The sequence below is a fragment of the Polyangiaceae bacterium genome (genome assembly GCA_016715885.1).
In the GTDB taxonomy this organism is placed as follows: domain Bacteria; phylum Myxococcota_A; class Polyangia; order Polyangiales; family Polyangiaceae; genus Polyangium.
The window spans coordinates 245,507-259,948 of record JADJXL010000025.1 but is presented as its reverse complement, the minus strand read 5'-3'; the positions used below and the strand labels follow the sequence as shown (position 1 = coordinate 259,948).

Genomic DNA, 14,442 nt, shown 5'->3' with positions numbered 1-14,442 from the left:
ATGGCGAACTACAAGCTGAAAGACCTGCGCGGCCCGGAGCGCCGTAACTTTTTGAAATTCATGGCCATTGCCGCTGCGGGGTTTGGCCTCGAGCGGTCCAAGTTCCTGAATTTCCTCGCGGACGAAGGCGGCACGGCCCTCGCCGCCGATTCCTGTTCCGAGACGAACCGGCACGTCGGTATCATCGCTGGTGGTGGTAACTTCTGCCAGTGGACACTCATGTGGCCACTTCCCGACGTGGCCATGGCCATGAACCCCACCTTTGCTTACAGCAAAATCGGCGAAGGGTTCATGCACAATGGGGACAAACCCTATTTCCAAAACGGTCCCGGGGACAAACCATTTTATTATGGCCCGGACTCTCCCTTCATCGAAGCAGGAGCGCCTACGCGCCCCATGTCGGCGTTCCTCGTGGCCGATCCCGTCGTGCATCATCGAAAGCCATTGCGGCAAGTCACCATTGCCGGTGCGTTGCCGGGTAACGCGCAAGGTGCAGACGACGGCATTGCCGGCGGCAGCGTCACCCTCTTTGCGGCCATTGCGTCGCTTCAGCGAACGACGACGTCGATTTTGCCTTCGATTGGCGTGGCACCCGCATCGATGGGAAATGCTCCAGGCGCTCCGGCCCTCGCCGTCGTGCCGAGCGCCGATGCCATGGTCGATTTGTTCAACAGCGCGGCCGCTCGAGTCATTCTCTTGGCGGAAAAGGACAAAGCGACCTTCGAAACCTATTACAAGGCCATTTTGGGCTTGCGCGAAGCGGCTGGGCGACCCACCTGGGCGCGCGAGCTCGACATTGCCAAGAAGGCCGCAAACCTCATCGGCAAAAACCTCTCCAAAGAGCTCATGCCGAGCGCTGCGGACCTGGCCTTCTACGGCGTCGATCAAATGATGGCCACGCCCGCTGCCGATTGGTACAGCATCAACAACAATGGCGCGCCGGCCAAAGAACGCGTCATCAACATGGCCAAAGCGCTCATCATCACGAAAAAAGCATTCGCGCTTGGCCTGACGAACCAGGTCCTCATTGGCACCATTCCCGAAGCCGGCGGTGGCGCGGGTTTCACCGATCCGCACGACACGTTCAGCGACCTGCCTGGGGCGCATACCGTCATCAAATACTGGGGCATGGCGCTCGATAGGTTCTACAAAGACCTCGCAACGACCGTCGATCCAGCTTGCACGACGAAGTCCCTCGACAAGACGGTCATTCTCACGGTGCATGGGGATCATCCGCACGATCCGCTCTCGCGGCCCGGCTGGAAAGACTCCACGCCTGGCAATTCGAATTGGCTCTACGTCATGGGCAATGGATACATTCCTTCGGGTTGGCATGGTCATCCCCGTACCGATAACAAGGCAATGGGTATCGACCCGACGAACGGAACGGAAATTCCCTACAATGGCCAATCGTCGGTGCATGCGGCAAGCGCGGCCGTTCTTTATGCCGTCGCCAAGGGTGACATGAAGAAGGTCAAGGAATTCTACAAAGGCCCGGACATCACGTCACTCGTGAATCCCAATCCGCCGGTCTAATCGAATTTAGGCCGTCAAACCCCCCGTCCAAAAAACTGGCCCGTTCGCGATCTGTCCGGTTGCAGATCGAGAACGGGCCAGCGTTTGTATACCCGCGCATGAGGCGTAACTGCGCGACGGCCTTGCATGATATGGTTGGCACATGCGAACCACTTCGATCGTTTTTCTTGGCACAACTCTTTTCTGCGCGCCGGCATGCAGTAGCAGCGTGGAGATTGCGGGTACGGGCGGATCGGGCGCTGCCAGTAGCTCTACGGGATCCAGCGGCGGAGGCACCTGCGCAGGAAACGGTCCCACTTGCGTCTGGGGTTGCGGTTCGGATGCGGCATCGGCGGCCGAATGCAAGAATGGCGCGTGGAAGTGTCCGCCCGACACCGTCGACATGGATACGTGCCCACCAGGCACGTGCTGGGGACCTCCGCTGCAATGCGAAGTTTGCGATAATGGCTGGACCTGTAAACCCGAGGCAGCGTGTATTGGTAATTGTGAATCGTTCGTGTGCGCAACGTGCAATGGTGCGCCAAACGGCGCGCTTCAAATTGGCGCGTGTTCGTGTTCGTGCTCGGATTCAGGCAATTACGGCTGTTCGCTCGCGCCTGGCTGCTGCATTGCCGATATCGATTGCGGCGACGAAATGTACGTGCCGTGCGTCGAGCACGTCTGCAAGCAGCCGGTATTCGGTGCGTGCTGGGTGGACGCCGAATGCGGACCTGGAATGAAATGCCAAGGGGCCGTCGTTTGTCCGTGCAATTTCGATTGCGATGCGCCCGATAGCCCCGGAAACTGCGTGCCAGGATGACCGGCTGGGTGCGTCCCGTACCGCCCGTAACGAGCACGTCAGGCACGGAGAAACCGCTCGCGATAGGCAGCGAATTCTCGTTTGATTTTGGCTTCATCCAAGCCGAACTCGCCCAAGCTGTACACATGTTTGCCGTGTTTGTGCTGGCGATTTTCCGCAGCAAACCTGCCGAGCGTATTTCGATGCGCGGACGTGAACGGCAGGTTTGCCCGCTGGTGGATATCGGCAGCTGCTCCTACCGGATCTCGGACGAGCGTTCGGTAATCGAGATGCAGGATCCGCCGCCCCGCGTCCGTATCGGCAAAAGCAGCAGACCGCTCCGCATACGTGACCACCTTGAGGTGATTCGATTCGACGGTTCGCTGCACGTCGATCTCACGAACCGAAAGACCTTGCAGTGACAAGATCAGTTTGCATTCCGACGGCACGACCTCCACAGGATCTCGATGGGTCTGCACAATGATTGCCTCGGGAAGTGTTTCCGTGAGCGCCGGCAGCCAGGCAAGATGATGGGGGCACTTGAGCGTCAGGCGCCGCCCGGGATTGGCGCGTTGGTGCAAAATGAGCACCTTTCGATAAAGTTGGTAACCCTCGCGTAGATCCTGCGTCAAGAGCCAACGCAAATACGTGTGTACCGGACTCGTGGCCCAGTAGATGATTGATCGTCCGGCCAAACGCATTCCGAAGTTGCATTCGTCGGGGAGCTCCGGGCGCACGTAATGAATGGCGTCGAGGCCATACACCTTGCTCGCGGCAAGCCAAGGGAAAAACTTGACCTGCGTCAGTCTCAAACGATAATCGAAGGGCTCAGGTCGCGTCGGGTAGACATGTCGATACATCGGCACGCCTATCGCATCGGGCGATGCCGACAATAGCCGGTGAAGAAATGTCGTTCCCGAACGTGGCAGCCCCGTCACGATGACCGGCGACAACAGCGGCGTTTTGGCGAGCGATGGATCATCGGCAAACATCTTTTCGACGCGCAACATTTCAGCCAGCCCCGTGACGAGCAGATCCTCGGTATTGGCCGTGCCAAACCAATGCAACTTCGCATCGTCCCGCAGCGATTTGCATAATACCTCGAGCGCTTCGTGGACGTGCGCCGGAAATTCAGGCGGCAGCCCCGCAGCATGACCCGCGGCCGTCATGAATCGCTCGGGCGTCAATTCCCAGCGCTCGCCACTTACGATCGCTGCCGCGCCGTTGGCGACACGCAGCCACCGAGGCAATGGCATGATTTGAAAACCAATGGGTGCCGCGGTGCTCATGTTTGCTCCAGCGTGTGTGGTTCGAGATCGGCAAATCGTTGCTCACCCGACTCCATCGATTGCTCCGCGATGGGCGCATCATCGATCAAAATATCATCGAGGCGGGTCGTGAATTCGTGATGGTGCAGCTCGAGACGCCCCGTTTCGTCTTGATGCTCGTCGAGCTCTCCCGAAATGTGCAAGTTGACGCGGTACACCCGGCCTTGCTGGGCGGAAAAAGCCTGATAAAGCCGCGTTGCGGGCGCAGGCCGACGGCGCTCGACATCGAGTCTGAGGATATCTTGGCCGCTATCGCGAAGGACGACGCTGCGCCGAGATCCTTGCCGCAAAAAATCGATATCGAAGCATCGTTCGTAATTGGGAAGCAGCCAGCGCTCCGTTGCATGCGCGCGCGAAGCGGGCGTCGTGGTGGCCAGCGCAATGGGGAACCAAGCTGCATGGGGCAACGGATTGCCCCGCTGAGCAAAGGGCGGAACCAGCACGGACAGGACGAGCTCTCCGTAGGGTCCAACCTCGCTATGCACGAAGTCGAACGCGGTGATTGCGAGCACGCCGTGCGCCGGACGAACGTCGTGCGGATGCAGGCCACTTGGCAGCAATGATTGCAGTGTGGAAGAGCGCGCCAGGAAAAACCCTCCCAGCGCTTGGCGAAAACCATACCGGGTCATCGAGTCACCCCCGCTTCGCGCAGCACCCGCCCGATGATCCGCGCCCCATTGCGAAGATCCGCCGGATCGTGTGCGGCCGAAATCGACACTCGAAACCGCGATTGTTGTCGTTTCACCGCTGGGTATAGAATGGGATTGAGGTACACGCCTGCTCGTTCCAATTCGCGCGCAATCGGAAAAATGCCATTGTCTTGCCGCACCATGATTGGAATCACTTGCGACGTCGATTCGCCGATGTCGACGCCTTCCGCGAGCAATGCTTCACGCATGGCCGCGACGTTTGCCCACAGGCGTGCGCGCAATTCGGGCTCCCGACGCGCGATCCGAAGCGCCTCGTGCAAGCCCCCCACCACCGGCGGCGACAATGCACACGAAAACACCTGCGAACGCGCGTATGCTCGCACGTAATCGATCATCGAACGAGAGCCGGCCACATAGCCGCCCATTCCTCCAAGGCTCTTCGAGAGCGTGCCGAAATGGACGTCCACGTCGTTCTCGACACCGAAATGCTCGACCAGCCCCTTGCCGTGCTCGCCGTACACGAAAGCCGAATGCGCCTCGTCGACCATGACGCGTGCACCGTGCCGTTTGCAAAGCGCAACGACCTCGTCGAGAGGCGCGATGTCACCGTCCATCGAATACACCCCTTCGACGATCACCAGTTTGCGGCCGGATGCCCCAGACAAACGTTTTTCCAAGCTATGCATGTCGTTGTGCCGGAACAAGGACAGCTTCGCCTGCGCCAACACACACCCATCCACGATGCTTGCATGCGCATTCATGTCCGCAATGACCCAATCGTTCGTCCCGACGAGCGCAGAAATGGCGCCGATGTTGGCCGAATATCCGCTCGGAAAAAGCAGCGCTGCTTCGACCCCTTTGAAGTCCGCCAACTCTCTCGCGAATTCCTCGTGCAGCTCGAGGAGTCCACTCAAATGAGGGGATCCTGCCGCACCGAGCCCATAACGACCGAGCGCTTCCGTTGCCGCCGCAATCACTTCGGGACGATACGACAACCCCAAATAATTGTACGATGCCAGATTGAGCAGACTTTGGCGGTCTTCGCCCATTTTTACTTGCGGGCGGGGCGCCGTCGACAAGGATTGCAAGTACAGATCATAACCTCCAGGTCGCGAGCCATTGCTCCACCTTGCGAAATGATCGTGCACGTCGAATAGGTCATCCCCCGTCGTCGTGCGAAAATGGCTCAAATCGTACTGCTTCCAATCGTTCGTCGGTTCCATGATACGCTCAGCGGTCGTTCGTGAGTTTGGCCTTGACGAATCCCCATTGGGAAGCCGCCAAATGTTTGAACACGCCCAATTTGCCTGAATCCGTATTGCCTCGCCCCAGCTCCCCCGACCGATACCATTCGACCGTTTTGGCCCGTTGCAGCTTGCCGCTCGACGTTTTGGGCAAACTGCCGGGAGCCAACGTGATCACTTCGTCCACACGCAGCGACAAGGCCTCGAATACGCGGGCAATCGCTTCGTCTCGTAAGGTTTGTCCCGTATTCGGATCACGCACTTCGGCAGCGACGACGACCCGTTCGCGTCCCAGGCTCGAATCATACAGTCCGAAGGCCACGACGTTACCGCGACGCACGCCAGGCACTTGCCCAACCTGCCATTCAATGTCGCTCGGATGATAATTCCGCCCTTGGATGATGATCAAGTCTTTCTCACGGCCGCAAACATATAGCTCGCCATTTTTTACATATCCAAGATCACCCGTCGCGAGCCAACCATCGCGCAACGCCCTTGCCGTCATCTCTGGATCGTCCCAATAATCGCGCATGACGCTCGGACCTTTCAATCGAATGTGTCCCACATGGCCATCGGGTAATTCGATTCCAGCGTCGTCCACGATCTTCAATTCGTGACCCGGAAATGGCCGCCCGCAACACACGACATCAATGGCGTTGTTCGTCGTTGCCGGCCGCGCTTCACCGGATGCAAGCCCCTCGGGATCCACCGAATCGCTTCGTACCGGAGTGCCTCGTTGCGTGAATGTCGCAGCCAGCGTGTGTTCGGCGAGACCATAACAAGGCAGCAGAGCTTCGGGCCGGAACCCATGAGGGGCAAAACGTTTCGCGAATGCTTCCAGCGTTGCGCGCTGAATGGGTTCCGCTCCGCAACCCGCCACTTCGAGCGAAGATAGGTCGAGTCCTTGGATTTCGCTGTCTTTGATCCGCGTCGTGCAAAGGCCATACGCGAAATTCGGCGCAAACGAGAACTGTGCGCGCCGCTCGGAGATTTGCCGTAGCCAAATCGCCGGGCGTTTCAAAAATAGCAGCGGCGCAATGAACGAAACACGCACCGCATAACGCACCGAACCAAACACGAGGCCAATGAGGCCCATGTCGTGATAAAGCGGGAGCCACGTGACCGCGGACGTCTCGTCACGTTCATGAACGCCGAGCGCCGTGCCAAAGGCATTGATGTTCGCAAGCAGTTGTGCATGCGTGAGCGTCACGCCTTTGGGTCGCGCCGTGCTGCCCGACGTGAATTGCAAAAACGCAACCGTATCCGCTGTCGGCGGCGAAATGCGCGGTTCCGCATTCGGACCCAATCGTTTGCTCAGCGCCGTGAATTCTTCAATCCTGCGAACACAAGGAACGTCAATCAAGAGCGTTCCGAGCACCGCACGAACTTGCGCGTCCGTGATGACCAGACGACACCCCGCTCGACGCAGAATGTGCGCAGTATTGGGGAGATACGTCCCGAGCTGCGCCAAATTCATGGGCGGATAGATTGGCACTGCAATCATCCCGGCAACCATGCAGCCGAACATCGATTCGATGAATTGCGCCGAGTCCGGAAGAATGAGCGCGACGCGATCTCCCGGCACGAGTCCCATGTCGAGCAAGGCCGCAGCGATGCGTCGTGCGCGACTCGACAATTCAGCGTACGAAACAAAGTCGACCGGACGTTTTTCGTCGGTCAAGTGGGAAAACCCCACGTCCTGCCGCATCGCGACGGCTTCGAGCGCCTCCACGAGCGTGGACGGCGATTGCTTTGCGCTCATGCGCGCTTTCCCGCCTCGAGCGCCGACACGATGACCGCCGCGATATCGCCAAGCGTTTCCGCACGTTGAAGGACACTCACGGCAATGGTCACTCCATAATGATCCTCGAGCTCCGAAAGCATTTGTGCGCCTTCCATCGAATCGAGGTGCAAGTCGGTCACGAGGCGCGTCGTCGCGGATAATGACTCCGGTAGCGGCCGTTCGACACTCTGTGATAGGTAATCACAAATTCGCACGAGAACGTCGTCGTACGTTGCATGATGCATCAATTGAGCTTTCTATCATTGCGTCGCTCGTCGTGTCCAGGCGAATCGTGTGCATTGAATAACACGATTCTTGGTTGGCACATTGTAATGGTATATTTGACAACGCAGGACAATGCGTGGTCATGATGACGGGGATGTCGCATTGTTATGTGAGATCGGTGTAACGCGTGTCGCCAATCTTGGCAAATAGCCCGCACGGTCCCCCCCCCTCCCCCCCCCCCCCCCCCCCCCCCCCCCCCTCCCCCCCCCCCCCCCCCCCCCCCCCCCCCCCCCCCCCCCCCCCCCCTTCCCCCCCCCCCCCCCCCCCCCCCCCCCCCTCCCCCCCTCCCCCCCCCCCCCCCCCCCCCCCTCCCCCCCCCCCCCCCCCCCCCCCCCCCCCCCCCCCCCCCCCCCCCCCCCCCCCCCCCCCCCCCCCCCCCCCCCCCCCCCCCCCCCCCCCTCCCCCCCCCCCCCCCCCCCCCCCCCCCCCGCTAGCACCGTCCTTGCGTCGTTGCAGTGCTCGGCGCTCCCACGATTGCTGCCCTGGACAACGCCTGGGATTCGGCCCAGCGGCGCCTATTTCATCGAATTGCCATTGGCGTCGACAGCGATGACGCCGCCGTTCGCTCGGCCGCCGCTCGCTGCTCGCGTCGCTCGAACGTGCCGCCGCCACGCAATCGGCACCAGAATCGCCCGCGCAGCCGCCCGAAGCGGGCTGAGCTCGATACGCTCGTTGTTGTTTTACCGGACCAACTGCTCCGCGATCTGCACCGCATTCAATGCAGCACCCTTGCGCAGGTTGTCCGACACAATCCACATATCGATCGCCCCAGGCACCGCGAGGTCGTCACGCACGCGCCCGACGAAAACGGCATCCTGTCCCGCCGCATCTCGCGGCTGCGGATGACGCCCCGGCGCATACGGCTCATCCATGAGCACCACGCCCGGCGCATTACGCAATAGATCGCGCGCTTCCCGCGCCGACAGCGGCCGGCGAAACCGCGCATGCACCGCTTCACTGTGCCCCGTCACGACCGGAACGCGCACCGTCGTCGGCGATACGCCAATCGTTTGATCACCAAGGATCTTCCGCGTCTCGTGCACCATCTTCAGCTCTTCCTCGGACCAGTCCTCCAAGCTGCCCGTCTTCCAGTCCATCAGCACGTTCATCGCCAGAGGTGCCGGAAATACGTTCGTCTGTGGGGTTTGTCTCGCTGCAACCTGCGCGGTCTGCGTGATGAGCTCCTCCATCGCCGCGTGTCCCTTGCCGCTCGCCGCTTGGTACGTGCTCACGACGACGTGCTCGAGCCCCGCGGCATCGTGCAAAGGCTTGAGCGCCACGACCATCTGAATCGTGCTGCAATTCGGGTTCGCGATGATGCCCTTGGGACGCGTTTTCGCCGCGTCCATGTTCACCTCGGGCACGACCAGCGGCACGTCGGGATCCATTCGCCATGCGCTGGAATTGTCGATGACGACCGCTCCTTTGGCGGCCGCGATCGGCCCAAGCTCGCGTGATGCAGAAGCTCCAGCGCTGAACAGCGCGATGTCCACACCTGCGAAAGCTTCGGCGTTTGCAACGCAAACCTCGAGCTCACCGTCGCGAAACGGTACGCGCTGCCCGGCTGATCGCGGCGACGCAAGCGCAAGAACCTTTCGCGCGTCAAACCTACGCTGCTCGAGGGTTCGCAACATTTCCCGTCCGACGACGCCCGTGGCGCCCACGACTGCTATGACGCACGACATACGCTGCCTATAGCGCTCGGGATCGTGCCCGTGCAAGAACGCTGCGTGCCGCCAGCTCGCGCGCTACGATGTTCCCCGATGCGATCCCGCCGCTCGCGTTACATCGCCGAGTCTACGACCGTCCCGCCTGGGGCCGTCGTCGCGGCCGCCATGGCCATCGCTCTGACCGCCTGTTCGTCGAAAGGAACCGCGGTCAAAGTTGGAGGTCAAACGAAAGCGGCGCCGGTGCCAAGCGCCGTGATCAGCATGATTTCTCCTTCACGCCTCGTGCCCGACATTCGCAACGAGCGAGGCGTCGTCGCGTACGAGAGCGGCGCGCGCCGAGCGCTCGTCAACCGCATGCGCATCGTCATCTACGACGACGGCACCGTCGAACGCGCCGCCGAGCTGCTTCCGCTCGGCAACGTGCATGCCGTGCCCTTGCCGAGCCGCCTTGGTGGAGGGTTTGTCTTTCACGCATCGACCGGCGGCGGTACGCAAGTTTGGCGAGCTTCTTCGTGGCTCGGTAGGCTCAAGCCTCTCGTGCAGTTCGGCTCCATGGCGACCGATTTGGTGCCTGGATTCGATCGCATCTACGTGCGTTTGTCCGGGAACAATAAGCTGCTCGCGATCGATGCCGAGACCGGCGAGTCTCGCTCGGTCGATCCGCTTCCTCCTGCTGCGGCGTACGGTGCTTTGGCTTTTGCCGACGGCTTTCGCGGCGTCGTCGATGTCGACATGCGCGGCGTGCTCGCGACGTTCGACGCGGGAGCGACATGGCGTCCGCTTGGCCTTTCCGAGAAGCCCACGGCAATTACTGTCGTCGACGGTGACCCGACCATCTACGCTGCCAAAGGCAGATACGTGCTCGATGCGCGTGGCAACTTGACGTTCCGAGGCCATGCCGCGGTCGAGACCGACGAAGGCGTCGACACGAAGCTCCCCACGCCGCGCGGGCCCTTTGGAAAGCGCCCTTTGCGCGCTGCGGTCGAAGACGGTTACCCCGACTCGAACGAGACTGCGGTCGTGGCGAGGTCCGGCGCGCTTGCCCGCATATCGCTGCGCACGGGCGCGATTGTCGAAATGTCCACGTCGGCGTTTCCCGAACGAGATGCAACGTGTCACGGCGTGCGCCTTGGAGCTTCGTTCGGATTCGTCTGCGGCGAACACGACGGGGCGACGAACGTCTATGCGTTCGACCCGCCCCTTTCGATGCACAAGGTGCTTTCGTTTCGCGGGCCGAGGTTTGTCTCGGCGAGCGGCAACGGAGCGCTCGTCATTCGAGGTCCTTGCGGGGAAGGGCCCGAGGACGACGACGGCATGCGCGTGTATTGCGTGCGCTCGGCCCTTGGAAACACGCGCGAAGTTCGAGTCAAGGGGGACCTCGGTGTCGAACGTGTCGTAGCGCTCGGCGACGGACGCGTGGCGATTCTCGTGCCGCCGCGCAATGGCGGGACGGGACAAATCACGGTCGTGGACGGCTCGAAGGTGGCGACCAGTGCGCTGTCACTTCCGACGAAACCGCGATCGGTCGTGCGTGAGCTTCGGCGCGGCATGTGGCTCGAAGGTTTCGAGGAGCGCGAAGCTGGGGTGATTGGCGGATGGGTGGAAGCGGGCGGCCCCGTCATTGGCGTGCGCGTCGCGATCGACGGCAAAGTGAAGGCCGGCGAGCCCAGAAACAATGAAAATGGCGTCATCATGTCCGGCCGGTTCGCATTGTCGCAAGGGGAGGGTGGGCGAGCTGCGGAATCGACCGACGGTGGCGTGAGCTGGAAAGTATTCGACATGCCCGAGCACGACATATCGCCGGGCGATGCCGACACGCGAGCATGTGGGCCTTTGGGCTGCGTGCTTGGAGGTTGGGTACGGGTTGGTTGGGGCAAACCCGCGACGGCCGGAGACCTCACGCCCGCCCCGACGCCTCCATCGATGTATGTTCCTTCCACGGTATCTCCCACGGTCAATTTGCGCTGCTCGCCCATGGGCAAGGCCGTCACGGAGCCATTACCGGACAAACCCGTGAAGCCTGCTCCGGCGCCCGTCGTGGCGATGCCACGATACCCATCGGGGCCCTTTGGCCGATTCCCGTTACCACCGACCGTCGCGCCGCGATCGCCTTGGCAGTCATTTCGTAATTCTCCTCCACCGACGCTCGGGGCCGACGAGGTTGGGATTGACAATGGCGTTCCGTACGATCTCGTATCGATGCGCGCCTATGCGTGGGGTAAAAAAGGCGCGGATTGGGCGCGACTCGGGCATTTCATCATTCGATTCGACGACAGGTTCGATCCTCTCGGCGGAATGAGGTCGACGGGCATAGCGCCGCCGCCATGGGCCGACGAAGTGGCGACGATGGATGCGATGGGCATTGGTTCGTATCCGATTGTTACGTGGGGCTCGTATTTGGATGCATCCGGGCGCCACGCTCTCGTGACGCTTTGCAAAGGCGGGGCGTGTTCGCATTTTGCTGCGAGCGAAGGGCAGCCGGCGCTGCATTTGCGCGACGTTGTGGGACGCACTGCGGTCGCACCGCGCCCTTATCCGCACGGTGCCGTGCGCGTGGGTGAAAGCTGGTTTTTCGTCACGCCCGGGCCTTCCTCGGATACGGTTGCCGTTTACCGAGCCGATTTGGGCGTGATTCGCCGATTGGCTCTTTATCATCGTCCGGTGGCAGCTCCCGGGTCGCGTTATTCGTCGCACACGAATGCGGAAGCCCCGAGGATCGTGCGGCGAGCCATTGGCAATGGCATCGGGCTCCTCTTTACTGCGCTGGCAGCACCGGGCGAACGATCGGGGGGCATGTTCGTCCTGCCAATCGATCCCGACACGGGCGAGCTTGGGGAACCCATTTTGCTTGGAAAGCGAGATTTGGCCGGGCAATTGCCACCGCGTTGTGCCGAAGGGCAAGATGGCTGGCTCTTGGACACGGGGCTCGACATGAATCCCAACGTGCAGCTCACGTCTGGCCGGGCGGTGCTGGATACCATTGAATTTCGCTTGCGAATGGATCCCGGTGCGGTTTGCGTCGAGGCGATGGCGGCACGAATCGATGGAGCGTTCGTCCCTGACAAGGACGCCAAATCATCTACGGACAAACCCACCGGCACCGTTACGCTTTCGGCTACTGAACGCATGACCGGCAGACGGTGGGCGTTTACGTGCGGCAAGCGGTGAGGCGTCGATTCAGCGGATGAAGCCCCGTTCGCCAACCGTCAAGGACGAATGCCCTGTCATCGTCTTTCGCGGTCTGCGCCAAACGCCAACGATTGAGTCATGAAGTAAAATTTCAATGTAAACATTCACGAAGGCGCGAAAAAATATGCGCGCTGGCCCTTTTTTCTCTGGCGCTCGGTCGGTTGTTCCGGATAATCTATGGCGGCCCTCACGAGGAGAATCAATGCCGCCCCATCACGCCCTGAAGCCGTTACGCGTTCGTCTTGGTATCGCTGCCGTCGCATTTGCGATTTTGCCGTCGTTTTTTGCGTCGCAGACGTTTGCGGCGGATGCTGCGGACATCGACAAGCTGAAAGCCGGTTTGCAAAAGATGCAGACCACCACGAGGAAACTCAGCTATTCGCAGAAGACGTGGGAGAAGAAGGGCAAAAAAGAATCTGCGTTTCGAGCGGATTGTTATTGGATGGGGCAAACCACCATTCGAATGGACATCGTCGAAGGCAATGGCAAGGGTGGCGTGGCGGTTCTCAAGAATGGCAAGGTCACGGGTTTTTTGAAGGGTATCTTGTCGTTCGCCAAAATGACCTACGATCCCAAGGACAGTGCGGTCTTGGGACTTCGCGGCCAAGGCATGCCTTCGGCGGGGTTCATGGATGACGTCAAGATCATCTTGTCTCATTGGGACAATGGCAAAGTATCATTCGAAGGCGACAAAGCGGTCATGGAGTATACTGGGCCGGACAAATTGCCCATGAAAATGTGGGTCAAGAGCGACGGATCGGTCGTGTTGAAGACCGAAACGTACGAAAATGGCGCAATCGTGATGCGCTCGGAATACAGTCGCGTGAATTACGCCGCGACGTTCGATGCAGCCAAAGTCTTCGACCCCTGAAATCACCTTCGAACGGGAAGGTAACTCACTTACACCAAAGATGGTTGGCACCTTGCGTGCAAAATAACTTGTCACCGAAGCGCGATGTCGGCATGGTCGTCCGGCCATGGCGTTTCTCCCGTATCGATCACGCAGAGACGTACTTCGTGCTTTCACCGCAGGAGTCTTGTGCGCCAGCGTCGGCTGTTCGCGCTCGAACGACCAAAAAGCCGCAGGTAATGGGCGTTTTGGTCAAGTAAAGCTGGCGCTGAATTGGGTTCCGGAGCCCGAATTTGGTGGGTTTTACGCCGGTAGAGAAAACGGTGCTTACAAGCGGGCGGGCATCGACATCGAGATACGTGGTGGTGGCGCCGGTGTACCCGTTCTGCAAATGGTCGCCACAGGCGAAGCGGATTTCGGCGTCGTCGGGGCTGACGAGGTCATCAATGGCAATGCCCGAGGCGCGGACGTCGTGCCCGTTTTTGCTACCTTTCAGACGTTCCCGCAAGCCATCATGGTTCATGCTTCTCGCGGAGCAAAAAACCTCGCGGATGTGCTGACATCTGGAACCATTGCCATCGAACCCGGTGCGCCGTACGCCACTTTTCTCAAGAAAAAATATGGGTTTGGTAAAGCAAACCTGCTGCCTTACGACGGCGGTGTGGCCAAATTTCTCGCTGACGAAAATCATGCACAACAATGCTTTGCGACGTCGGAGCCGATTGAAATCGAGCGAAATGGCAAAAAAGCTCAGGTGTTTCTCATCGCCGATGAGGGATATAATCCTTACACCGTCGTCGTGATCGTTCGCCGGGCATTGTGGGAAAAAAATCCGGACCTCGTTCGAGCGTTCGTCCGCGCTTCGCGTGAAGGGTGGCGCGCCTATCTCGATGATCCAACCGCCGCAAACGCAGTCATGGCGAAACTCAATACGACGCTCGCAGCGGAAAGCTGGAACCTCGTGGCCGCGGCGCAGAAACGCTTCATCGAGCCGTCCGAGGCCGAGCGAGATCATCTGGGCAAAATGACGCTCGAACGCTGGGAGACGCTTACGAAGCAATTGGTCGAGCTCGATATCGTCAAGGATCCCAAAGCTCCGTCGACGTATCTGGTCAAATTGGAAAATTGA

At 60.4% G+C, this 14,442-nt stretch carries 11 protein-coding genes; 5 read left to right on the top strand and 6 right to left on the bottom strand.

The features are described 5' to 3' along the window. Complete coding sequence (locus tag IPM54_36075; protein MBK9265187.1) at positions 1–1,536, top strand: hypothetical protein; 1,536 nt, start codon at positions 1–3, stop codon at positions 1,534–1,536. 142 nt (positions 1,537–1,678) lie between these two features. Then, positions 1,679–2,335 (top strand): hypothetical protein, encoded by a 657-nt coding sequence (locus IPM54_36070; protein ID MBK9265186.1) that lies wholly within the window; start codon positions 1,679–1,681, stop codon positions 2,333–2,335. 38 nt (positions 2,336–2,373) lie between these two features. Here IPM54_36070 and IPM54_36065 read toward each other — a convergent pair whose 3' ends face one another. From IPM54_36065 to IPM54_36040, 6 genes are all read right to left on the bottom strand, one after another. After that, positions 2,374–3,603, bottom strand: a complete 1,230-nt coding sequence (locus IPM54_36065; GenBank protein ID MBK9265185.1) for a sulfotransferase — start codon at positions 3,601–3,603, stop codon at positions 2,374–2,376. After that, on the bottom strand, positions 3,600–4,271 hold the full coding sequence (locus IPM54_36060; GenBank protein MBK9265184.1) for a hypothetical protein: 672 nt from the start codon (positions 4,269–4,271) through the stop codon (positions 3,600–3,602). Before IPM54_36060 ends, IPM54_36065 begins: the two co-directional genes overlap by 4 nt. Then, complete coding sequence (locus tag IPM54_36055) at positions 4,268–5,515, bottom strand: aminotransferase class I/II-fold pyridoxal phosphate-dependent enzyme (GenBank protein ID MBK9265183.1); 1,248 nt, start codon at positions 5,513–5,515, stop codon at positions 4,268–4,270. The genes IPM54_36060 and IPM54_36055 overlap by 4 nt, the downstream gene beginning before the upstream one ends. Positions 5,516–5,522: 7 nt before the next feature. Next, entirely contained in the window at positions 5,523–7,298 is a 1,776-nt protein-coding gene (locus IPM54_36050; protein MBK9265182.1) for a fatty acyl-AMP ligase, read from the bottom strand. Beyond that, positions 7,295–7,564 (bottom strand): acyl carrier protein, encoded by a 270-nt coding sequence (locus tag IPM54_36045; protein MBK9265181.1) that lies wholly within the window; start codon positions 7,562–7,564, stop codon positions 7,295–7,297. Before IPM54_36045 ends, IPM54_36050 begins: the two co-directional genes overlap by 4 nt. Before the next feature lie 720 nt (positions 7,565–8,284). Continuing rightward, positions 8,285–9,289 carry an aspartate-semialdehyde dehydrogenase gene (locus IPM54_36040; protein MBK9265180.1) on the bottom strand — a complete coding sequence of 335 codons (1,005 nt, stop codon included), beginning with the start codon at positions 9,287–9,289 and terminating at the stop codon, positions 8,285–8,287. A 78-nt stretch (positions 9,290–9,367) separates the two neighbouring features. Here IPM54_36040 and IPM54_36035 point away from each other — a divergent pair, with 78 nt between their 5' ends. The 3 genes from IPM54_36035 to IPM54_36025 all read left to right on the top strand — a co-directional run bounded on the left by IPM54_36035 (position 9,368) and on the right by IPM54_36025 (position 14,442). Then, positions 9,368–12,442 carry a PQQ-binding-like beta-propeller repeat protein gene (locus IPM54_36035; GenBank protein ID MBK9265179.1) on the top strand — a complete coding sequence of 1,025 codons (3,075 nt, stop codon included), beginning with the start codon at positions 9,368–9,370 and terminating at the stop codon, positions 12,440–12,442. Positions 12,443–12,665: 223 nt separating this feature from the next. Next, entirely contained in the window at positions 12,666–13,334 is a 669-nt protein-coding gene (locus tag IPM54_36030) for a hypothetical protein (GenBank protein MBK9265178.1), read from the top strand. A gap of 106 nt (positions 13,335–13,440) precedes the next feature. Continuing rightward, positions 13,441–14,442 carry an ABC transporter substrate-binding protein gene (locus IPM54_36025; GenBank protein ID MBK9265177.1) on the top strand — a complete coding sequence of 334 codons (1,002 nt, stop codon included), beginning with the start codon at positions 13,441–13,443 and terminating at the stop codon, positions 14,440–14,442.

What these genes read in the sequence shown, in the direction of transcription:
- IPM54_36075 (MBK9265187.1), top strand. Translation starts at nt 1, where the DNA reads ATGGCGAACTACAAGCTGAAAGACCTGCGCGGCCCGGAGCGCCGTAAC.
- IPM54_36045 (MBK9265181.1), bottom strand. Translation starts at nt 7,564, where the DNA reads ATGCATCATGCAACGTACGACGACGTTCTCGTGCGAATTTGTGATTAC.
- IPM54_36050 (MBK9265182.1), bottom strand. Translation starts at nt 7,298, where the DNA reads ATGAGCGCAAAGCAATCGCCGTCCACGCTCGTGGAGGCGCTCGAAGCC.
- IPM54_36065 (MBK9265185.1), bottom strand. Translation starts at nt 3,603, where the DNA reads ATGAGCACCGCGGCACCCATTGGTTTTCAAATCATGCCATTGCCTCGG.
- IPM54_36030 (MBK9265178.1), top strand. Translation starts at nt 12,666, where the DNA reads ATGCCGCCCCATCACGCCCTGAAGCCGTTACGCGTTCGTCTTGGTATC.
- IPM54_36035 (MBK9265179.1), top strand. Translation starts at nt 9,368, where the DNA reads ATGCGATCCCGCCGCTCGCGTTACATCGCCGAGTCTACGACCGTCCCG.
- IPM54_36060 (MBK9265184.1), bottom strand. Translation starts at nt 4,271, where the DNA reads ATGACCCGGTATGGTTTTCGCCAAGCGCTGGGAGGGTTTTTCCTGGCG.
- IPM54_36070 (MBK9265186.1), top strand. Translation starts at nt 1,679, where the DNA reads ATGCGAACCACTTCGATCGTTTTTCTTGGCACAACTCTTTTCTGCGCG.
- IPM54_36055 (MBK9265183.1), bottom strand. Translation starts at nt 5,515, where the DNA reads ATGGAACCGACGAACGATTGGAAGCAGTACGATTTGAGCCATTTTCGC.
- IPM54_36040 (MBK9265180.1), bottom strand. Translation starts at nt 9,289, where the DNA reads ATGTCGTGCGTCATAGCAGTCGTGGGCGCCACGGGCGTCGTCGGACGG.
- IPM54_36025 (MBK9265177.1), top strand. Translation starts at nt 13,441, where the DNA reads ATGGCGTTTCTCCCGTATCGATCACGCAGAGACGTACTTCGTGCTTTC.